At 27.8% G+C, this 22,543-nt stretch carries 16 protein-coding genes; 14 read left to right on the forward strand and 2 right to left on the reverse strand.

Annotated features, from left to right (window positions below):
• The first annotated feature begins 128 nt into the window (after positions 1-128).
• From I2E83_RS05835 to I2E83_RS05850, 4 genes are all read left to right on the forward strand, one after another.
• A complete protein-coding gene (locus tag I2E83_RS05835; RefSeq protein WP_195428979.1) occupies positions 129-770 on the forward strand; it encodes a histidine phosphatase family protein in 642 nt (213 codons plus the stop codon).
• Between the two features lie 695 nt (positions 771-1,465).
• On the forward strand, positions 1,466-1,888 hold the full coding sequence (locus I2E83_RS05840) for a nucleotidyltransferase domain-containing protein (protein WP_195428981.1): 423 nt from the start codon (positions 1,466-1,468) through the stop codon (positions 1,886-1,888).
• On the forward strand, positions 1,869-2,327 hold the full coding sequence (locus tag I2E83_RS05845; protein ID WP_195428982.1) for a hypothetical protein: 459 nt from the start codon (positions 1,869-1,871) through the stop codon (positions 2,325-2,327). The genes I2E83_RS05840 and I2E83_RS05845 overlap by 20 nt, the downstream gene beginning before the upstream one ends.
• A gap of 44 nt (positions 2,328-2,371) precedes the next feature.
• On the forward strand, positions 2,372-2,644 hold the full coding sequence (locus I2E83_RS05850; RefSeq protein ID WP_195428984.1) for a hypothetical protein: 273 nt from the start codon (positions 2,372-2,374) through the stop codon (positions 2,642-2,644).
• On the opposite strand, the gene I2E83_RS05855 is transcribed toward I2E83_RS05850, so the two are convergent.
• Positions 2,619-3,629: an AraC family transcriptional regulator gene (locus I2E83_RS05855; RefSeq protein ID WP_195429187.1), complete on the reverse strand. Its 1,011-nt coding sequence runs from the start codon at positions 3,627-3,629 to the stop codon at positions 2,619-2,621. The genes I2E83_RS05850 and I2E83_RS05855 overlap by 26 nt on opposite strands.
• Before the next feature lie 535 nt (positions 3,630-4,164).
• Here I2E83_RS05855 and I2E83_RS05860 point away from each other — a divergent pair.
• From I2E83_RS05860 to I2E83_RS05895, 8 genes are all read left to right on the forward strand, one after another.
• The gene (locus tag I2E83_RS05860; RefSeq protein ID WP_195428986.1) at positions 4,165-5,112 is read left to right on the forward strand and encodes an iron-hydroxamate ABC transporter substrate-binding protein; all 948 of its coding nucleotides are present in this window, start codon (positions 4,165-4,167) and stop codon (positions 5,110-5,112) included.
• The gene (locus tag I2E83_RS05865) at positions 5,099-6,091 is read left to right on the forward strand and encodes an iron ABC transporter permease (protein ID WP_195428987.1); all 993 of its coding nucleotides are present in this window, start codon (positions 5,099-5,101) and stop codon (positions 6,089-6,091) included. Before I2E83_RS05860 ends, I2E83_RS05865 begins: the two co-directional genes overlap by 14 nt.
• Positions 6,091-7,098: an iron ABC transporter permease gene (locus I2E83_RS05870; RefSeq protein WP_195428989.1), complete on the forward strand. Its 1,008-nt coding sequence runs from the start codon at positions 6,091-6,093 to the stop codon at positions 7,096-7,098. Before I2E83_RS05865 ends, I2E83_RS05870 begins: the two co-directional genes overlap by 1 nt.
• A 2-nt stretch (positions 7,099-7,100) precedes the next feature.
• Positions 7,101-7,901 carry an ABC transporter ATP-binding protein gene (locus I2E83_RS05875; protein ID WP_195428991.1) on the forward strand — a complete coding sequence of 267 codons (801 nt, stop codon included), beginning with the start codon at positions 7,101-7,103 and terminating at the stop codon, positions 7,899-7,901.
• Positions 7,891-9,453: an MFS transporter gene (locus tag I2E83_RS05880; RefSeq protein ID WP_195428992.1), complete on the forward strand. Its 1,563-nt coding sequence runs from the start codon at positions 7,891-7,893 to the stop codon at positions 9,451-9,453. The genes I2E83_RS05875 and I2E83_RS05880 overlap by 11 nt, the downstream gene beginning before the upstream one ends.
• A gap of 1,503 nt (positions 9,454-10,956) precedes the next feature.
• A complete protein-coding gene (locus tag I2E83_RS05885; protein WP_195428993.1) occupies positions 10,957-12,552 on the forward strand; it encodes a peptide chain release factor 3 in 1,596 nt (531 codons plus the stop codon).
• Positions 12,553-12,874: 322 nt separating this feature from the next.
• Positions 12,875-15,874, forward strand: a complete 3,000-nt coding sequence (locus I2E83_RS05890) for a cell wall-binding repeat-containing protein (RefSeq protein WP_195428994.1) — start codon at positions 12,875-12,877, stop codon at positions 15,872-15,874.
• A gap of 531 nt (positions 15,875-16,405) precedes the next feature.
• Positions 16,406-17,587: a DegT/DnrJ/EryC1/StrS aminotransferase family protein gene (locus tag I2E83_RS05895; RefSeq protein WP_195429188.1), complete on the forward strand. Its 1,182-nt coding sequence runs from the start codon at positions 16,406-16,408 to the stop codon at positions 17,585-17,587.
• 355 nt (positions 17,588-17,942) lie between these two features.
• On the opposite strand, the gene I2E83_RS05900 is transcribed toward I2E83_RS05895, so the two are convergent.
• Positions 17,943-19,160, reverse strand: coding sequence for an O-antigen ligase family protein (locus I2E83_RS05900; protein ID WP_195265459.1), 1,218 nt, complete (start codon positions 19,158-19,160; stop codon positions 17,943-17,945).
• Between the two features lie 162 nt (positions 19,161-19,322).
• Here I2E83_RS05900 and I2E83_RS05905 point away from each other — a divergent pair, with 162 nt between their 5' ends.
• Positions 19,323-20,501, forward strand: a complete 1,179-nt coding sequence (locus tag I2E83_RS05905; RefSeq protein ID WP_195428995.1) for a DegT/DnrJ/EryC1/StrS family aminotransferase — start codon at positions 19,323-19,325, stop codon at positions 20,499-20,501.
• Positions 20,502-21,192: 691 nt separating this feature from the next.
• Positions 21,193-22,509 (forward strand): nucleotide sugar dehydrogenase, encoded by a 1,317-nt coding sequence (locus I2E83_RS05910; RefSeq protein ID WP_195265455.1) that lies wholly within the window; start codon positions 21,193-21,195, stop codon positions 22,507-22,509.
• The last annotated feature ends 34 nt before the right edge of the window (positions 22,510-22,543 follow it).

Consider the following 22,543-nt stretch of genomic DNA (forward strand, 5'->3'; position numbering starts at 1 on the left):
AGGAAAAATACTTATGCTAATATAAAAATATGAGAAATATAAAAATATGAGAAATTATTAGTAGATTGTGTTAGTTTGTTATCCTAATATAATCTACCATATTGCAAATATTAATGAGAGGTGTTTTTATGACTAAACTATATTTAACAAGACATGGAGAAACAGAATGGAATGAAAAAGGAATAATGCAAGGGTGGGGAGATTCTCCTTTAACAGAGCTTGGAATTAAGCAAGCTGAATGGCTTAGAGATAGAATGAAGGATACACATATAGATGTTATTTATGCAAGTCCAATAGGAAGGGCTTATAATACGGCTAAAATAGTAAAAGGAGATAGAAACATACCTCTTAAAGCTAATGATGGTTTAAAAGAAATTAGAATAGGTGGATGGGAAGGCCTAAATCAAGAAGAAATGAAAAGCCTAAGTGAAGAAAACTACTATAACTTTTGGAATGTTCCATCAAAATATATTCCAACAGGAGATGGAGAAAACTTTTATGAAGTTAAAAAAAGAGCTTTCAAAGCAATTAATGAAATATTAGAAAAAGAAAAAGGAAAAAATATTTTAATCGTAACTCATACTATCACTTTAAAGTCATATTTATGTGAGCTAGAAAAAAGAGATATAGACACTTTATGGGATCCACCGTTTATAAAGCAGACAAGCCTTACAGAAATAAACTTTACAGAAGATGGTTATGAAATGCCATTAGTTGCTTGCATGAAACATCATGAATATGCAAAGAAAGAATTTAACGAATTTAAATAAATCGTGAAATAATTATGAAGATAACTAGATATGCTTATTACACAGTCTATTTATCTTCTTAAATTATATTTATAATTTATATTAATAGTGAAATAGTGAAATAGTGAAAAGTTAATGTGTATCTGATTTAGATAAGATTCAGTAAAGAGGCTTTAACTTTTCACTATTTTGTTTTTCAGAATACTCGAGGTCTGTTTTAAGAAATTGTTGTTAATGGTATTAGCATAACTTTAAGTATAATTAATTATATCCAATTGGTTACTGTTAAATTTCAGAGACATGTCTCATATGGCTTTAAGTATAATTAATTATATTTAAATGTATTGATAGGAGTAAGAACTATTTAGAAAAATGTAACTAAATAATTTCACCAAAAATCTTTTAAAACAGAAATATATAGTATGAAAATATAATCACCAACAATCTTTTAAAACAGAAATATATAGTATGAAAATATAATCACCAACAATCTTTTAAAACAGAAACATATAGTATGAAAATATAATTACCAACACGTTTTTAAAACAGAGTATTATGTAATGAAAATATAGGAAACAACAATGTTTAAAAATAGAATAAGATAAAAATTATAGATGATTAAAAACTTAAATATAGTGATATACTTAACTTAATAATTGGAATAATATATAATAAAATATAATATATGTGATGATTTTAAGGTTAAGGGTGAGACTATGAAATTGTTAAAGAATTTAAAGATTAATAAAATAGATAACTTAATTTCACTATCTGTATTTGGGAGTTATGGTACAAAGTATTGGAGAAGTGGGGATAGTGATATAGATATATTTGTACTAATGGCAACACGAGAAGATATTATGGATGAAATTGATCTAGAAGAAATGCTTTTACCAGTGTTAAAGGATTACTTTAGTTATGAAGATATACATTTAACATTTTTAAGTATAAGTGATTATGATAGTAGGTTAGCAAGACAATACTTAGATAGTAATGATAAACTGATTGTAGATGAAATTAAAGAAATTGATTTTAGATTATATGTAAATAAATACTTAAGAGAAAATGAATGGATTATAAGAAAAACTAGAGAAGATAATAAAATATTGGAGGATATAAATGGTAGCAGCATATTATAAATATAAAAAGGAGAGTATTAATTTAAAGTTTAATAGTGCAAAAGATACACTTAAATTAATGCAAGGAGCTATAAAAGAATATAAGTCATCAAATTCAATTTACTTAAGAAGATCAATAATTGGATATTTTCAAGATTTTACTGAGTATATAATAGATATGTCAGAAGCATATTTAGTTATAACAGGTAATTATGTTGATGGATATTCAGGTTTAGAATTAATTAAAAGATCTAATTTATATGGGTTTATAGATGAAAACTTAACAAAATTTTTAGTTTCTGCTGTAATATTGAGAAATAGATATACACATGATTATTATAAGAGAGAAAGAGTAGAAAATGATATATTAAATTATGCAATCTCAAAGATGGAGTTATTAGAGATATTTCTACAATTAACTGAAGAAAAAATTAGACTTGATGCTAAAAATATAAAATGATAATAATTATAACGATTTTTTGACTAATTTAGGAGAGGTTAAAAATGAGTGATTTAAAATATGAATTTCTACCAGAAGTAAATTTAGAAAAAATTTTAGAGAATGAAAGTAGTAATTTTACTGAAATAATAGGTGATTCACCATGTCCTCGCTGTGGTTGTATTGCAATTCCAAATAAAGGTGATGCTAAAATAGCAATAAATTATATTTTATTGCTATTTTTAAATTTTAACTCAGCTTTCCTGAGCTATTTCAATAACTTTTTCCATCTTTCACCTTTAACTTTTTATTCTAATGAACTTCCTTCATTTTCCTAAAGGCCAGTGGAGTTTTTCCATGGACTTTTTTAAACATTTTTACAAAGTTTCCACAATAATTGTATCCTATCATTTTAGAGATTTCTTCAATACTTAAATCCGTTGTAGATAGTAAGTTTTCTGCAATAGTCATTCTAATTGAATTAGTGTACTGGCTAATGGACATATGATATTTTGCTGAAAATCCTGCCTTTAATTTTTGTTCATTTAGAAATACCATCTTACTTAAGCTTTTTATAGTAGGTGGATTACAAGCTTCCATTGTTAAAATCTCATAAGCTTTTTGTATTGCATTAGCATCTGAAGCTGTTAATGCAACTTTTCTATTTTTACCAATCATTATATCCCCATAATTTAATTGATTTGTAAAAGTATTTTCAGGTGAAGAATGAACTTCCTTTGATATTAATGCAACAGCTTCTAAAAGCTTGCTTTCTAAATATATTGGAGTTAATTCATCAGCTTGAGCTAAGTTTCTTAACTGCTGAATTATGGTTGCAATTTCAAGAGGAAGATATCTATATGTATAATTAAAATCAAAATTATTAAAATCAATTATGTTAGAAAAATTAGGTTTAAGAACTTCATCAAAATATTTTTTGTAAATAGTTATTTCTGCTCCATGAAAATGTTGACCTTTTTTCCAAACCTGAGTTCCTTTTAAATTCTTCTCTACAACAAAAAAAGAAGATGGAGTAAATGATGAAACAGGGTTATTTTCTATCTTAAATTTTGTTACTCCTGTATAAACAGTCCCAAATCGCATTATCTCATCTTCATGATCAAAAGAAAGTGAAAAATCTTGAGCAATAGTATAATCACCAATTCCGAAGTCATAATATCCTTCACGACTATATTTAATAAAATATCCAAGTTCAGGGTTGTCCTCATTTTTGTATATAATGTAATTCCCCATAGGGTATGAAGAAAAGGTCATATTACTTAGCACTATTTTTTGAAATTCATGAGTAGATCTTGATATCATTTGTTTTTTCATCCCCCTTAGTTAGATTTATAAAGTAAGAAATAAATAATTTTTTCATAAAACTTTTTCATTAGGTAATAATATAAATAAATTTTAAAGCAATTTATTTTATGAAAAGTTAATAATCAAAAGTGAAAAAGTTTAGGAAGTTTTACTTCTTAAAACTAAAAAAAGAATTCATAACTATTATAGCAGAAAAACTGATTATTTTTATATAAAAATTATTCTATTAGATGATAAAATTATTAAATTGGTTGCAAGTGTTGAATTGAGAATGAATCTCATATACAATTGGCAATGTAATAAAGATAATAAATAAGATTAATTAATCAAAGAAAGTAAAAAGTCTAATTATAAGCAAACTAAAAATATTAATAAAAAATAATTTAAGAAGACTAATGAAAAAATAATTAAAAAGCTAACTAAAAAGAAGTAAAAAAACAATAATAAGATTAAAAAAGAAATTAATAATAAGATTAATTAAGTTATTATAAGATAATGATTTAATTAATCTTAGAAAATATGGAGGTAAGTTATGAAGAAGAATTTATTAAAAACATTAGTAGTTTCTTGTGTTACTGCATTTATGCTTGTAGGATGCGGAAATGGTGCTACAGCTGAAAATAAGTCAGAAGATAAAAAAGTAACAGTAACAGATGTTAGAGGAGACGTTGAAATTCCAGCAGAACCTCAAAGAATAGTAGATTTAAGCGGAAACAGTGATATTTTATCAATATTAGGATATAAGGTAATAGGAACTGCAAATAGTGATGCTTATGATTACACTAAGTTCCCTTCATATTTAGAAGAAACATTAAAGGGTGCTGAAATCTTAGGATATAGCATGCAAGATACAATGGATGTTGAAGCTATAATGAACTTAAATCCAGATTTAATAGTTATATCAACAGTTCAAGAAAAAATGTACGATCAATTAAGTGAAATTGCTCCAACAGTTATGATTCAATTAGAAGCATTAAACTGGAAAGATGATGTTAAGGCATTTGCAAAGGTATTTAATAAAGAAGTAGAAGCAAATAAGTGGCTTGCAGATTATGAAGCAAAGGCTAAGGAAGCAGGCGATAAGATTAAAGCAGAATATGGCGAAGATACATCATATCTTTCATTCTTAGCTAGTGGTGGACAGTTCTTCATATTTGATGGTGCAGGATTTGGTAGCGTATTATATGAAGATATGGGACTTAAGAAACCAGAAGGCATGCCAGCACAAAGTGATATAAGCTTACCAGTTGTTACATACGAAGGTTTAGCAGCAATAAAATCAGATTATATATTCTTAATAGCAACAAAAGAAGATTTAGCTCAATTAGAAAGCAATGCTATTTGGAACAACCTACCAGCAGTTAAAGCGGGTAAAGTAATAGTGTTAGATTCATCACCATACTTTAACCAAGGTTATAGCTCAATAGGTAGAGAATTATTAGTAGATGAAATAGGTGAAATGTTAAATGAAACAAAATAAGAGACATACAGTAATTTTTACAATAATTAGTATGTTACTCTTAGTAATAGGACTGGTTCTAGCTGTAAGGTTAGGATCCGTCCATATTTCCTTTTCAGACATTTGGGATAGTATCTTTAATTATAGTGAAACATTAGAACTTATGTTAGTTAGAGATGTAAGAATTCCAAGAGCATTATCAGTATTATTTACAGGGGGAATATTAGGGGTAACAGGTGCAATGATACAAGGGGTTACTAGAAATCCTATAGCAGAACCATCAATATTAGGTGTAAGCCAAGGAGCAACTTTAGTAATAGCAATTTTCTATGCACTAGGAATAACAATAAGTACAAGAAATGTTATGATAGCATCTTTTATTGGAGCACTTATAACAGGTCTTATAGTTTTAGCTTTTATATCAAAAAAAGCAAATAATAATTCAATTGCAAAGATACTTTTAGCAGGAACAGCCTTAAGCACATTCTTCATTTCATTAACAACAATAGTTGGAATTTTATCTAATCAATCACAAATGATAGGATTTTGGGTATCTGGAGGATTTAGAAATGCAGGATGGGCAGATTTTAAATTAGTATTCTTTGTTGGAGTTATAGGACTTATTATAGCAATTTTATTATCATCAAAGATAAATATTTTAAATCTTGGAGATGATGTTGCAATTGGACTTGGTGAAAATCCAGAAAAAATAAGGTTTGCAACACTTATGGTTATGATACCAATGTGTGCAGCAGCAGTTGCAGTAGGAAAAAACATAGCCTTCGTTGGGCTTATAGTTCCTCAAATAGTTAGAAAAATACTAGGAGAGGATTATAGAAAAAACATACCATGCTCATTTTTAGTTGGTGCAGTACTTTTAACATATGCAGATATAGCAGCAAGAATGCTTTTAGATCCTTATGAAACTCCAATTGGAGTATTTACAGCACTTATAGGAATACCATTTTTCATATCATTAGTTAGAAAGGAGAGAGGATAATGAAGAAAAAAAGATTTAAACTAGTTTTAGTAATTTTAATAGCATTATTACTTGTCTCCTTTTTAATTACATTGTGCTGGGGTACATATAAGGTAACTCCATTAGAAGTAATAAATACACTTCTTGGTAATGGAACAAAACTTCAAAATACAGCAGTTTTAACTTTAAGACTTCCAAGAATGCTTGTTGGTATATTTGTTGCCATAGGATTATCAACAGCAGGATGTATACTTCAAACAATAACTAAAAATGATTTAGCTGATACTGGAATAATAGGAATAAATGCAGGAGCTGCAGTTGCCGCAGTAATATTTATTTCATTTAAAACAGCAAATTACTATAGTGAACTTGGATCACTTTCTATATTTGTACTTCCATTTATGGCTATAGTTGGAGCTGCAATATCAGCAATTTTACTATATATGCTATCTAGCAAAAATGGAATAAAGCCAAATAGACTTCTTTTAATTGGTATAGGAATGAATGTAGCACTTAATGCGTTTATAACTTTTGTTACATTTAGAGGTGGAGCTGGAGATTATAACAGAGTATTAGTTTGGACATCAGGGAGTTTATGGGGCTCAAGCTGGAGTTATGCAAAAGTGATAATTCCAATAATAACAGTGTTATTTATAATAGTTTTATTAAATTATAAAAAGTTAGATGTTTTAAATCTTTCTGATGAGCTATCAATATCACTTGGATTAAACATAGAAAAGGAAAGAAAGAAATTTTTAACTTATGTAGTTATATTAGCAGGAACTGCAACAGCATTTGCAGGAAACATTGGCTTCTTAGGTCTTGTTTCACCTCATATTGCAAGAAAGTTAGTTGGACCATATCATAAAAACTTTATTGCAATATCAGCAATAATAAGTACAATAATAATTCTTGTTGCAGATGCAGTTTCAAGAAATCTATTTTCTCCAATTGAAATTCCAGTTGGGATTACAGTATCAATATTTGGAGTACCATATTTTATTTATTTAATGATGAAGGAGAAATAATTATGGAAGCTATTAGTGTAAAGAACTTAAGTGTTTCATATGAAAGCAATGTAATAATTGAAAATATGAACCTTTGTATACCAAAAGGGAAAATAAGTATCATAATTGGAGCAAATGGATGTGGAAAATCCACACTTCTAAAAACTATAGCAAGAATAAACAAGCCAAAGAACGGAGATATTTTTATAAATAATAAAAATATAAAGAAGGTAAAAGAAAAAGACATAGCAAGAGAAGTGGCATTTCTTCCTCAAGGGCCAGTGTGTCCAAGTGGTCTTACAGTAAGAGAACTTGTAGCATATGGAAGATTTCCACATCAAAAAATTATAGGTGGATTGAATTCACATGATAAAGAAGTTATCGACTGGGCAATAGAAGAAACAGGACTTTCTGAGTTTGCAGATAGAGAAGTTGAAAACTTATCCGGTGGTCAAAGACAAAGAGCATGGATAGCTATGACTTTGGCTCAAGAAACAGAAATTATCATGCTAGATGAGCCAACTACATATTTAGATATGTCATATCAACTTGAGGTATTAGAAGTATTAGAAAAATTAAATAAAGAAAAGCAAATTACAGTAGTAATAGTTCTTCATGAGCTAAACAATGCTTGTAGATTTGCAGATAATATAATTGGTCTTAAAAAAGGAAAAGTAATTTGTGAAGGAAGACCAATAGACGTAATAACAAAAGAATCATTAAAAGAAATATATGGGGTAGAAGCACATCTTCAAGTTAGCGAAAATGGTGAATACCCAATATGTATGGAATACGAACTTCTGAGGGGTGACCATGAAAAATAAAAACTTTATAATAATAGTTATAGGACAAATTATATCTTTATTTGGTAATGCTATTCAAAGATTTAGTATGTCTCTATATCTACTAGAATTTACAGGTAGCACAGCTGCCTTTGCAAATATATTAGCAATATCAACGATACCATATATCTTATTTGCACCTATTGCTGGAATGTTATCAGATCGTGTAAATAAGAAAAAGATAATGGTTTACTTAGATTTCTTCTGTTCAGCTTTAATTGGAGGATATGCATTAATACTACTTAATGGTAGAGACCATGAAGTAATAGTCGCTGTAGTAATGTTTATGCTATCAATTTGCTTTACATTATATGGACCAGCAGTTACAGCATCAATTCCTCAAATAGTTGAAGAAGATAAGTTAACAAGTGCTAATGGAGTAATAAACCAAGTTGGCTCAATAGTAAATTTTGCAGGACCAATACTTGCTGGTGTTTTATATGGAATAGTTGGAATAAAAGCAATAGTTATAATAAATGCAATAAGCTTTTTTGTATCTGCAATAATGGAATTATTCTTAGATATCCCAGATTTAGTAGTAAACGAAGATGTAGAATCAAATAATGTAGTTACTTTAGAAAAAAATGCAGTACCTACAGAAGTAGAATCAAAACTAGAATTAAATGATGTAGTTACTTATGAAAAAAATATAGTAACTACAGAATTAGCGACGACTGGGTTAGATTCAAGAACTTCAGAATTAGAGGAAAGAGTAGCAGCATCCCTAAGATCCGAAGAAAATGAAGAAGTTGCAGTTATATCTGAAAATGCAAAAGATAGCATAAAAGGAAACAAAGAAGTGGTAACAGTTTCTGAAGTCATAAAAGAAAATAAAGAAGCAAAAATAAAATTTGAAAATATAAAAGAGAATTCCAATAAATCTAAAATACTATCAATGGAGTTTATAAAAAATTCCTTTATAGATATGGGTAAAACTTTTAAATATCTATCAAAAGAGAAAAAAGTTGTTCTTGGAATTATAGCTTCATATGCATTATGTAATATCTTTTTAGTTCCAGTATTAACAATACTAGCACCATATTTCATAAATATTTTCTTAGGCTTACCTTCAGAGATATATGGAATAGTAGAAGGAATATGCGTTTTAGGAATGATACTTGGAGGCTTCTGGATAAGTGTAAAACCAAATATGTTTAAAATGAAAAAGGTACACTATACATATTTCCCAATGGTTGCAGGTGTTATATTAATGTCAACTTTAGGTGGACTAAAAGCAAATAACTATACAATAGCGTTTTTATTTGCAATTGGTGGGCTTGCAATAATGATGTCACTTTCATTATCAAATGTGCTAACACTAACATTTATACAAAAAGAAGTTCCACTAGAAATGCTAGGAAGAGTTTCAGCCTTTTCAACAGCAATAGCAACAATAAGCGTAGCACCAGGGCAACTATTATATGGACAAATAATAGATACAGGAATGCCAATAGGAGTAATCTTACTTATAACAGCCATAGCAAATATTGCTCTTATTATGTTTGTTAAGTGGAACGTAAGAGAGGTAAAGTAGTAAAACTAGTAAAACTATAATAAGCAAGTACTAGTAAAAATTAATAAGAAAAATAAATAGTAGTAAGATAATAATAGTAAAATAAATTATATAATTAATAAGGAAGCCAATGTTTGTATGAAAATATTGGCTTCCTTATTAATTATATGCAAATTTAAACTTATGTTATATGTAAAAGAAGTATCATAGTCTGTTTTAAAAACGTGTTGTTGGCATAATTATAAAGAGAAACACAAGAGAAGATAATATTATGTGAAATAATACTATTATGTTCTGTTTTAAAAGAATGTTGGTGGCATGGTTTATAAAAAGAAACAAGAAATAAAAGTATATTGTATGAAAAAAGACTATTGGCATCTGTTTTAAAAACGTGTTGGTGGTATAACTTCTAAAGAAAAATACAAGAGAAGATGATAGTGTTAAAAAAATACTATCAGGGTCTGTTTTAAAAAAATGTTGGTGACATAATTTAAAGAGATAAATATTAAATAAGATTATGTCTATATTAATGGAAAAAAGTTTTATTGGGATTCATAAGCTCAGACAAATATTAAATAAAATTATATTGTATTATATTTCATTATATTATATTAGATGTAATCAGATTAGCAGAGACTGTTTGGAAAACATATATGATAAAATTTATTAAATAGGATAAATATATGAAATTGTTTGTAGCGATATTTATATTTTAAGGAATTAGATATTAAAGGAATTAGCTATTATATGTAGAAAAAATATATAAATAAATTTCAGCAATAAGATTTTAAAACAGGTTACAATGGAAATCTACCAACACGTTTTTAAAACAGATTACTATAGACAACTACATCATGGATAAATACCAACACGTTTTTAAAACACAACAAGATAGCTGTTATTGGTGAAGAGTGAAATGGGAAAAAGTGAAAAGATAGTGAAGCGGTAGTAAAAAAATTTTTTAAGAAATTTTTGAATGGAAAATGCTTTGCGCTTATAGCTTAAGTTTTCCATAGCAAAACATCCTTAATCTCGCAAACCTATAGCAAAACATACTTAATCTCGCAACATTTCATTTTTAATTTTTAACTTTCCTTTTCTTTTTCATTATTTCATTTTTCACTATTTTGTTACGAATAATAATACCAACACGTTTTTAAAACAGAACATGATAGCATTTATTAGTGAATAGTGAAGAGGGAATAGCGAAGATGTAAGAAGTGAAAAGTTAGCCAAGTGTTAGAAAAAAGTTAATGAAAAAATCCTTAAGGGATTTTGGGAGTAGAAAGTGTCTTAAATTTATCTTTTTGTTTTGCATAGAAAGTGCCTTGAACTTATATAATTTAAGTTTTGACTAGCAAAACTTCCTTCACTTTTTAATTCTTTTACCTTTAACATTTAACTTATAAATTGCTTTGCAATTTATATATAAAATTTTCATTTTAAATTATTAAACTTTAGGGTATAATGAATAACTAGAGAAACAGAGATAAAACTTAATTTAATTTTAAGGAGGAAGCTACTTTGGCAGATTATATAAATGAAATAGAAAAGAGAAGAACCTTTGCTATTATATCTCACCCAGATGCAGGTAAAACAACTTTAACAGAAAAGTTCTTGCTATATGGAGGAGCAATAAGGCTTGCAGGTTCAGTTAAGGCAAGAAAAGCTTCTACTCATGCAGTATCAGACTGGATGGAAATAGAAAAGCAAAGAGGGATTTCAGTTACTTCCTCAGTAATGCAATTTAACTATAAAGGACATTGTATAAACATATTAGATACACCAGGTCACCAAGACTTCTCAGAAGATACATATAGAACTCTTATGGCAGCAGATAGCGCTGTTATGGTAGTGGATGGAGCAAAAGGTATAGAAGATCAAACAAGGAAGTTATTTCATGTTGCATCTCTTAGAGAAATGCCTATATTTACATTTGTTAATAAGATGGATAGAGAAGCTAAAGATCCATTTGAATTATTAGAAGAAATAGAAAATGAACTTGGAATAAAGACATACCCTATGAACTGGCCAATAGGTTCTGGTAAGGATTTTAAAGGAGTTTATGAAAGAGATAACAATAGAATCATAGCATTCTCAGCAGGAAATCACGGTCAAAGTGCAGTAGATGCAGTTGAAGGTTCAGTTGATGATCCTAAATTTAGAGAAATATTAGGAGAAGCTCTACATGATAAGTTAATGGAAGATATAGAGCTTTTAGATATAGCTGGAGATGAGCTTGATTTAGAAAAAGTTAAATCAGGAGAATTAACACCTGTATTCTTTGGATCAGCTTTAACAAACTTTGGTGTAGAACCATTCCTTGAGCATTTCTTAGAAATGACAACATCACCACTTCCAAGAAACTCAAGCATAGGAGAAATAGATCCATTTGATAATAACTTCTCTGCTTTTGTATTTAAGATTCAAGCAAATATGAATAAGGCTCATAGAGATAGAATTGCATTTATGAGAATTTGTTCTGGTAAATTTGAAAAAGGTGAAGATGTTTATCATATGCAAGGTGGCAAGAAGATTAAGCTTGCTCAACCACAACAATTTATGGCTCAAGATAGAGAAATAGTTGAAGAAGCATATGCAGGAGATATAATTGGGGTATTTGACCCAGGTATATTCTCAATAGGAGATACTTTATGTGCACCATCAAAGAAATTTAAATTTGAAGGGATTCCAACATTTGCTCCAGAACACTTTGCAAGAGTAAGACCAGTAGATACAATGAAGAGAAAACAATTCGTAAAAGGTGTTACTCAAATAGCTCAAGAAGGAGCAATACAAGTATTTAGAGAATTATTTATAGGAATGGAAGAAATAATAGTTGGAGTTGTTGGTGTGCTTCAATTTGAAGTTCTAGAATACAGATTAAAAAATGAATACAACGTTGATATCAAGATGGATAGACTTCCATTTAGATATGTAAGATGGATAGAAAACAAAGATGTTGATATGGAAAAATTAAACTTAACTTCAGATACAAAGAAAGTTAAAGATTTTAAAGATAGAAATATCCTTATATTCCAAAATGACTGGGGTATTAGCTGGGCATTAGATCATAATAAAGGATTAGTATTATCTGGCGTTGGTAAGAGTGATGAATAATAAAAAAACGGGAATAGTAACTATTCCTGTTTTTTTATTTAATAATATATTTAATTTTTATAGATATAAATAACAATCACTGAAGATAAGAGAGAATATGTAAATAACTTATATGGAGATGTATAAGATATATGAGCTATAATTATAAAAGAATAAGTTTAAATGAAAATTATAATTACTAAAAATATACAATTAATAAACTGATGATACACTTTTTTACTATATTAAACAAAAAATGGGTGTTTAAATATTACAATTACTCTATATAAGTTGAAAAATAGGAATAAAATTGTTATTCTATATTAGAAAGGGAGGTGGGAAGGTGTCATTTAAAAAAATTAAAAAATTAGTGGCGCAATTACTAATAGTAGCATTTATAGTTCCTAATATAAGTGCTAAAGCATTAACCAATAATGCTAGTTCGATTATTGAAGAAAAAAATAATCAAGAAGAAAGTAATTCGATGACGAACAGTGTACAATCTTCTCAAGATTATGAGAAAGTAGAAGATGTAGAAAAGGAAAATAATGATGGGGAAGAGCTTTTAAATAATGAAAAAGATCAAACTAAAGACAAGGAAGCTCAAAATAGTACTTCAAATAATTCTCCAGATGAAAAAACTTCAGTTGAGCAAGGTAACACTGAAAGTAATACAAAGGTAGAGGAAAGTAAAGAAGATTCTACAACTTCAAATAAGGAGGCTTCTACTAAAGAAGAAGCTACTAAAGAGGAATCTACAAATACTTTAAAAGGTACTAAGTATAAGAAAGTAAAAGCTATAAATCCTGCATTAAGAAGTTACTCTGCAATTTCTTCAGAAAATTTAGAGAGAGAAGAGTTTAAATTAAAGCAAGAAGCTTTAGAAAATCTAGAAGTGTTAGAGCCATTGACAGATAAAAATTATGAGTTAACTATTGCTAATTCTGATGGAAGCTATGAGTTTATTGAAGCATATGATGATTTAGATGAAGCTGTTAATGCAGCTAAAAGTCTTGATCCTTCTACAAAAGAAAATCAAGATCCAGCAGTAATAAATTATTCCGGACAAGTTGTTTACGCAACAAATCAAATGGCAAGAGTAATAAAGTATAGTAATAATAGCCCAGTTTCTGGAACAGTAAATATGTATACAGATTCTAGCATGCAAAGTGCATTTACCTATGTAAATCCAGGATATATGGATGATGCACCAATTTTAGATATGAGTGGTACATCAGTAAAAATAATGATAAATGGATATGAAGGTTGGATAAGTAACAACAAAGCTTCAGGTACATATGATATGGATGTAGTGCCTTTAAGCCAAGTAAAAAATCCAAGCTATTATACAGTTAGAAATGGGGAATTAGTTCATTTCATCAGTTATGATTTAACTGGAGTTACAGGATTTGATAAGGTTTTAGGTAAAGCACCATTTTTCTTAAAAGAAGGTGTTAGATATCTAAGCTACGATGGAAAGTACTTCTATCAATACAATCATAATAGCCAAACTGACATAGCAAATAAACTAGATATTTTAATTAAGGACTATAGAGCAGGAGTAAGGTCTAATTCTGTTAATAGTGGAAGTCCATATTATATTTACTATTTAAATTTACCATTTAGAAGCCAAACTGTGTATTCAGCAAGTGATTTAAATAGATATATAAATGCATTTATTAATGGAGAAATTGACGGAAGAAAGAGAGAAGGTTCAAAACTTAAAGATTTGGGACAAGCCTTTAAAGATGCTGAAAGTACTTATGGAGTAAATGCATTATTAGCATTAGGGGTTTCCATTAATGAATCAGCTTACGGAATGTCAACAATTGCCCAAACTAAAAACAATCTTTTTGGATTAAAAGCATATGATTCAGCGCCAGGGGAATCAGCAGATAGCTTTGCAACTCCAAAAGATTCAGTAATAGACTTTACAAAAAATTATATCTCAAGAGGATATGCAGATCCTGCAGATTGGAGATATTTTGGAGGTTTCTTAGGAAATAAAAATAGAGGAACAAATGTTAAATACGCTTCAGATCCTTTCTGGGGAGAAAAAGCAACAAGCTTTGCTTATGAAATAGATAAGTATCTTTCAGGTGGAAATAGTAATTTAAAAGATACAAATTCTAAACAAATTGGTGTTGCAACTTCAAATAATTCAGTTATAAAGAAAGATGGAACATTATTATATAATGTAACTAATGATACTAATCAATATGGTGCTTATATAAATACACCATTTGTTGTATCAAACTTACAACAAGTAACTATAAATGGTAAAAGCTATTATGAAATACATCCAGAGAGGAATACTCCAATAGGAGCAGGGGGACCTGATAATAAATATCATGGAAGCTATAACTGGAATGATAGAGGATATATATTAGCAAGTAATGTAAGTATGACAAATGAATACTTACCACCTGTTGAAGTTAAATCTGGATCAAACAGATACTCAACAGCTGTAGAGTTAAGTAAAAGCTCATTTACTGCAGCAGATACAATAGTTATTTCAAATGGTTATGCTGTACCAGATGGATTAGCAGCTACACCAATTGCTTCATATTATAAAGGACCTTTATTATTAGTTGAAAAGAGTTCAATACCTTCAGAAACTCAAAATGAAATAAAGAGACTTGGAGCAAAAAATGCAATAATAGTTGGTGGAACAGGAATAGTAACTTCAGCTGTTGAAAGCCAATTACGTAACTTAGGAATTACAAAGATTACAAGATTAGGCGGTGTAAATAGATATGAAACAGCTCTTCAAGTAGCTAAATACATTGATCAAAATCTTTATGATGTAGAAAATGTAGTTATAGCAAATGGATATGGAGAGGCAGATGCACTATCAATAGCACCAGTATCAGGTAGAGATAGGATGCCTATAATATTAGTAGAGTCAAACAATATTCCAAGTAGTGTTAATAGCTGGTTAAAATCAGAAGATTTAAATAGTGCATACTTAATAGGTGGAGCTGACGTAGTAAGTAATAATATATTAAATCAAGTAAATTCAATGACTAAGCAAGATATTACGGGTAATAGATTAGGTGGAGTAAACAGATATGAGACAAATGCTAAAGTTATAGAAAGATTCTATGGAGATGTACTAAATAAGGTTTATGTTACAGAAGGATTAGAATTAGCAGATGCATTAACTTCAGGTCCAGTTGCAGCAGTTAATGAATCACCAGTAGTAATAACTGAAGCTCAACTAACTAGTACTCAAAAAACAGTATTAGATAAAAAGACTGCTAATAGCATAGTGCAAGTTGGAGGAATAGTTTCTAAGGCTGCTGTAGAGAACCTTAGAAGATTGCTTGCTGTAGCTCAATAAAATATATATTAGAGATAGGAATTAAAAAGGGGCTGTACCAAAATTAATTTTGATATTAGCTGATACAAAGGGAAGTTCTAATTAGAGCTTCCCTTTTTGAGTATATATAAATATTAGGTGAAAATTTCTATTTGACTTTAAAAATGGATTTAAGTTAGTAAAAATCAATGCTTTAGAAGGTGCTCGCGTTACGTGAGACCCTTTATAAAAATAAGAAATTAACTTTTTTTAGGCAATAAAACTACTTGAAATTTAATAAATTTTATATCAAGTAGCTTTCTGAGACCAAGCCCTTTGTTAATTATTTTCAATTATATATTTTGAAATAATTAACAAAGGTAATAAGAAAATTAAATATTATATTTCTTATAGTTTATATTAGCATAGTTTAAGTATAATAAAATTTAACAAACTTGAACTTTAATATATATAAATATATAATTGTAAATAAAGCTGATATACTTAAGAATAGTTGATAAAAGTATCCAATGTATAGGATATAGAATGAAAGGATTGAAAAGAATGGATAATGTGAAAAAAATACCGTTTTCTCCTCCAGATATAACTGAAGCAGAAATTAATGCAGTAGTAGAAGTTTTAAGATCAGGATGGATAACATCAGGACCAACTCTTGCTAAATTTGAAGAAGAATTAGCACAGTATTGTGAAGCAAATAAAGCTGTAGCGTTAAATAGTGCAACAGCAGCAATGGAGCTTATATTAAAGGTTTTTGATATAAAGGAAGGAGACGAGATAATAACAACTCCTTACACATATACAGCAACAGCAAGTGTAGCAGTTCATAGAGGTATAAAACCTATATTTTGTGATGTAGCAAAGGATTCTTTCTTTATTGACTATGATAAAATGGGAGATTTAATAACAGAAAAAACAAAGGTTATAATGCCTGTTGATTTTGCAGGAGTACCTTGTGATTATGATAGAATAAAAGAAGTTTTAAAAGAAAAAAATAGAGAAGATATAATTATAATTGTAGATTCAGCTCATGCTTTTGGAGCAAAATATAAAGGTCAAAGAGTTGGAGCACAATGTGATTTCCATACATTCTCTTTCCATGCAGTTAAAAACTTTACAACTGCTGAAGGTGGAGCAATAACATATAACGATAATAACTTTAAAGGAAGAGAAAACTTATTCCAAGACTTTAAGTTTACTTCATTACATGGACAATCAAAAGATGCATTATCTAAAATGAAAGCTGGAGCTTGGGAATACGATATAATTACAGATGGTTTTAAATGCAATATGACGGATATAAATGCAGCTATAGGTAGAGTTCAATTAACAAGATATGAAGATATGCTAAAGTATAGAAAAGAAATTTTTAATACTTATACAAGAATCTTAGAAAAAGAAGATTTTTCAATAATTCCAGTTACAGAATATGGTGAAGGTACAGAAAGTTCATATCACCTATATCCATTAAGAATAAAAGGATTTAATGAAGAAAAGAGAAATATACTTATTCAAAGATTAGCAGAAAAGGGAATTTCAACAAATGTACATTTTAAGCCATTACCAATGTTCACGCTTTATAAAAATCTAGGCTATAAAATAGAAGATTATCCAAATGCATATGCTCAATATGCAAATGAAATTTCACTACCTGTTTATAGTACATTAGAATTAAGTGATGTAGAATATATTGCAATAGAGTTAGTCAAAGAAGTTAAAAATATAATGAATATGTAATATTATAGATAAAGAATGTAAATTTAAAATAATATTACAAATAAATAATACAAATTTATAATAATATTATTGTAGAGTTATTGATAAATTATTGAAAGCTTATTGATAGAGATTAAGATCATAAAAGTTTTAAAAGTATAGAATATAAAAGTAATATTAAATACTAAAATAAAAGCTAAGTTTTTATAACTGATAGAAGTAAAATTGACAGTTTATAAATACTTAGCTTTTATTCTTAATATTATTAGTTAATTTTAAAAAGACTTAGATTTTATAAAAAACAAATTAATGCTTAATAAAATCTAAATCTTTAAAACTTAATATTAAGTAAGGAATAAATTAATAAAGAAATAATCTATTCTTTTTCTAAGATAGCTACGAGATAACCAGAATAAATCCAAAATATTATAGATATAAAACTAATTATATAAACTAAGCTACTTTCCATAAGGTTAATTAAGACTATTCCTAAACATAAAGCAAAAACATATCCATATTTAAGTTTGAATTTAGGTGGCAATTTGTCTAACTTTCTTATGAAGAAAACAAATAAGAATATAATAAAAAGTATAAATATAATTGTTGCAGGTATTCCATTAACACAAGCTATTTCAAAAAATATATTATGTAATCCTCCAGCATCTAATCCTTGTAGATAGGTAACTCTTAAGTCCTTTAACCTTCCAGCTTTATTTACATATCCAACACCTGTTAAGGGTACTACTTTTAACAGCCTAAGAGCAGTTTGCCATAAATATTCTCTACTAGTTAATATTTTATGAAGTATATTATCTGGAAGAGTAAAGAAAGATACTATTGAGATAATAATGGGTATTACCACAAAGGAAATTCTTAAATAAATATTTTTGAATTTAAAGATTAAAAATAAAAATACTAAAGCTATAAATGGGAAATAAGCACTTCTAGCTCCTCCAACAAATATAGAAATAGCTTGAATCAATATATTAGAATATAAAAAAGTTCTTATATATTTATTTTTAGAGCAATGAAGTAAATACAAAGCTATAAAAAGAGAAAGAACAGCAGCTATTCCAAAAGAATTTTCATTTTTGAAAAGCCCTTTATAAGTTAAAATTAAAGGGGCATCATCCTTAATTCCTAAATCTACAGTTATTACTTTATTCATAAAAATCATTATTAATGAAACTAAGGAAGTAACAAATGTCAATCCAACATAAAAATAAGATATTATATTTAATTCCTTTAAAAGTTTTTTCTTATTTTTATAAGTATCAATTGAAAAGATAACTGTCATTATCATAAAATTAACTAACCAAACCTTTAAGTTTTCATTTAATTTATATTGAGTAAAATTTAAAAATAAGGTTAATAGTAAAAAGATATAAAGACATATTTCAAAATAATAAATTTTCCTTCTTTTAAAGAATGTAATTTCTAATAGATTTAAAGCTGTAAATGCTAATCCTATAAGTAGTACTATTTTATTAAAAATGTTGAAATATGGTAAATCTGATATAACAGTTGCAAATGATATACCTATAAATATATAACATAATTTCAAATAGAATTTATTAGTAATTATATCAATCATCAATGCACACTCCTAAAATTAATATTTTATAGTATAATTTTAACATTTACTTACACAATAGTCTAAGAATTTCAATTAAAAAAGTTTGTATCTATAAATAAATGTGGTAAAATATTAATATTAGTTTTATATTTAAAGAAAAATATAAAGGAGCGTATAACAATGAATATACCTTTAATAGATTTAAAAGCTCAATATGATTCATTAGGTGAAAAATTAGATAAGGCTGCTTTAGAAGTATTATCTTCAGCTAATTACATAATGGGAAAAACAGTAACAGATTTTGAAAAACAATTTGCAGACTTCATAGGAGTTAAACATGCAATATCAGTAGGAAATGGAACAGATGCGCTAGTACTAGCTCTTAAATCAATGGAAATAGGCAAAGGAGATGAAGTAATAACAACTCCATTTACTTTTTTTGCAACAGCAGAAGCTATTTCAGCAGTAGGAGCGACACCTGTATTTGTAGATGTAAATAAGGAAACTTTTAATATAGATGTAACAAAAATAGAAGAAAAAATAACTTCAAAAACAAAAGCCATAATGCCTGTACATATATTTGGTCAATCAGCAGATATGGATGAAATCAATGAAATAGCTAAAAAGCATAATTTATATGTAATAGAAGATGCTTGCCAAGCTGTAGGTGGAAAATATAAAGGAAGAAAGATAGGAACATTAGGTGATGTTGCGTGCTTCTCATTCTTCCCAACAAAGAACTTAGGGTGTGCTGGCGATGGTGGAATGATAGTAACAAACGATGATAAAATTGCTACTATTGCAAGGGCATTAAGAACTCACGGAAGTGGAGAAAATGGCCAAAAGGCATATAACCTTTTAAATAATATAGAAGAAGAAGTTAAAACTGCTGAAGGAGCAAACGATACAGTTTATAATCCACTTAAATATTACAATTATTTAATAGGATTCAATACAAGATTAGATGCAATTCAAGCTGCTATTTTAAGTGTAAAGTTAAAAGAAATAGATAGTTGGAATGCAAAGAGAAGAGAAATAGTTGAGCTTTATGATGAAGCTTTACAGAATAGTGATTTAGTAACTCCAGTAGCAAAAGACTACAATGAACATGTATATCACATGTATATATTACAATCTGAAAATAGAGAAGAAGTTTTAACTAAACTTAAAGAAGCTGGAATTGCAACAGGGGTATATTACCCAGTACCATTACACCTTCAAAAAGTTTATAAAGATTTAGGATACAAAGAAGGGGATATGCCTGTATCTGAATACTTATCACATAGAACTTTTGCTATACCTGTATATCCAGAGTTAACAAAAGAGCAAGTTGAGTATATAATAAGCAAAGTTAAATAACATATAAGTTGAAATAAAAATGATTAATTAAAAATAGCTAAATATGAGAATAGTTAATTAGAATTATATATGATAATATAGTTTTAATTAGCTATAAAATAATTAATTAAAAAATATCTTAAAAAATATCAAAATATAATAATTAGTTGAAAAATGTCTTGGGACATAATAATTAAATAATATATGATCAATTGCAAAACAATTAATTAAAAAATTTTTAGCTAAAATATAATAATTAATTAGAAAGTGAAGTAGAACATAATAATTAAATAAGGTATGATTAATTGTAAAATAATTAATTAAAAAAATTTTTGTCAAAATATAATAATAATAATTAATTAAAAAGTGCAGTAGAACATAATAATTAAATAAGGTATGATCAATTGTAAAATAATTAATTAAACAAAATTTTAGCTAAAATATAATACTAATAATTAATTAAAAAGTACAGTAGAACATAATAATTAAATAAGGTATGATTAATTGTAAAATAATTAATTAAAAAAATTTTTGTCAAAATATAATAATAATAATTAATTAAAAAGTAGTAGAACATAATGATTTAATAAGATATGATTAACTACAAAATAATTAATTAAAATGATAGAAACTTATATAATCTAAAAAAATAAAAAAATAACAATTTTATATTATCAATTATCAAGTTTTTAATTGATTAGGAGGAAAAGTAATGTCAGTTTTAAAAGATGAATTATTACAAAAAATAAATAATAAAACTGCAAAAGTTGGTGTAGTAGGTCTAGGTTATGTTGGATTACCTTTAGCAGTTGAAAAAGCAAATGCAGGATATCAAACAATTGGATTTGATGTTCAAGATCAAAAAGTAGAAATGGTTAATAATGGTCAAAACTACATTGGAGATGTTGTAGATGCTGAATTAAAAGAATTAACAGAAAAAGGTCTTTTAAAAGCTACTACAGATTTTAGTTTTATAAAAGATGTAGATACAGTTTGTATTTGCGTACCAACTCCACTTGATTTATATAAGCAACCAGATTTATCATATGTTGTAAATTCAACAAAAGATGTTGCAAAGTATTTACATAAAGGTATGATAGTAATATTAGAAAGTACTACTTATCCAGGAACAACAGAAGAAGTACTTAAGCCAATATTAGAAGAAAGTGGATTAAAGTGTGGAGAAGATTTCTTCTTAGCATTCTCTCCAGAAAGAGTAGATCCAGGTAATAAGAGCTACAATACTAAAAATACTCCAAAAGTAGTTGGTGGATGCACAGAAGAGTGTACAGAAATAGCAGCTGCTTTATATGAAAATGTGTTAGAAGGAGAAATTCATAAAGTTTCTTCACCAGCAGTAGCTGAAATGGAAAAGATATTAGAAAATACATTTAGAAATATAAACATAGGTTTAGCAAATGAAATGGCTATTCTTTGTAACAGAATGGGAATAGATGTATGGGAAGTTATAGATGCTGCTAAAACTAAGCCATATGGATTTATGCCATTTTACCCAGGTCCAGGACTTGGTGGACACTGTATCCCACTAGATCCTTTCTACTTAGAATGGAAAGCTAAGGAATATGATTACCATACTAAGCTTATTGAAACATCAGGAATCATCAACGATTCTATGCCAGATTTCGTTTTAGAAAATATCATGAAGATATTAAACAAACACAAAAAGGCTTTAAATGGATCAAAAGTATTAGTTATGGGATTAGCATATAAGAACGATATTGATGACTATAGAGAATCACCATCATTTAAAGTTATAGAACTATTAGAAAAGAATGGTGCAGAAGTCATAGTTAACGATCCTTTCTGTGATACTGCTAAATACAAAGGAAAAACTTATCATTCAGTAGATTGGAAAGAAGTTATCGATGAATCTGATATGGTAGTTATAACAACAGGTCATACAGTTTATGACTATGAACAAATAGTTGATAGAGCTAAAGTTGTTTATGATACAAGAAATGCAACTAAGAACGTTGTTAATAATAGAGAAAAGATTTATAAATTATAATTTAAAATTTTTATAAAAAGCTATGAGACAAGAT

Origin of the sequence: Clostridium sp. D46t1_190503_E9 (assembly GCF_015555225.1) — a bacterium.
In the GTDB taxonomy this organism is placed as follows: Bacteria; Bacillota; Clostridia; order Clostridiales; family Clostridiaceae; genus Clostridium.

Excerpts from the sequence above, each read along its gene's own strand:
- I2E83_RS05835 (WP_195428979.1), top strand. The coding sequence starts at position 129 with ATGACTAAACTATATTTAACAAGACATGGAGAAACAGAATGGAATGAA.
- I2E83_RS05840 (WP_195428981.1), top strand. The coding sequence starts at position 1,466 with ATGAAATTGTTAAAGAATTTAAAGATTAATAAAATAGATAACTTAATT.
- I2E83_RS05845 (WP_195428982.1), top strand. The coding sequence starts at position 1,869 with ATGGTAGCAGCATATTATAAATATAAAAAGGAGAGTATTAATTTAAAG.
- I2E83_RS05850 (WP_195428984.1), top strand. The coding sequence starts at position 2,372 with ATGAGTGATTTAAAATATGAATTTCTACCAGAAGTAAATTTAGAAAAA.
- I2E83_RS05855 (WP_195429187.1), bottom strand. The coding sequence starts at position 3,629 with ATGATATCAAGATCTACTCATGAATTTCAAAAAATAGTGCTAAGTAAT.
- I2E83_RS05860 (WP_195428986.1), top strand. The coding sequence starts at position 4,165 with ATGAAGAAGAATTTATTAAAAACATTAGTAGTTTCTTGTGTTACTGCA.
- I2E83_RS05865 (WP_195428987.1), top strand. The coding sequence starts at position 5,099 with ATGAAACAAAATAAGAGACATACAGTAATTTTTACAATAATTAGTATG.
- I2E83_RS05870 (WP_195428989.1), top strand. The coding sequence starts at position 6,091 with ATGAAGAAAAAAAGATTTAAACTAGTTTTAGTAATTTTAATAGCATTA.
- I2E83_RS05875 (WP_195428991.1), top strand. The coding sequence starts at position 7,101 with ATGGAAGCTATTAGTGTAAAGAACTTAAGTGTTTCATATGAAAGCAAT.
- I2E83_RS05880 (WP_195428992.1), top strand. The coding sequence starts at position 7,891 with ATGAAAAATAAAAACTTTATAATAATAGTTATAGGACAAATTATATCT.
- I2E83_RS05900 (WP_195265459.1), bottom strand. The coding sequence starts at position 19,160 with ATGATTGATATAATTACTAATAAATTCTATTTGAAATTATGTTATATA.
- I2E83_RS05905 (WP_195428995.1), top strand. The coding sequence starts at position 19,323 with ATGAATATACCTTTAATAGATTTAAAAGCTCAATATGATTCATTAGGT.
- I2E83_RS05910 (WP_195265455.1), top strand. The coding sequence starts at position 21,193 with ATGTCAGTTTTAAAAGATGAATTATTACAAAAAATAAATAATAAAACT.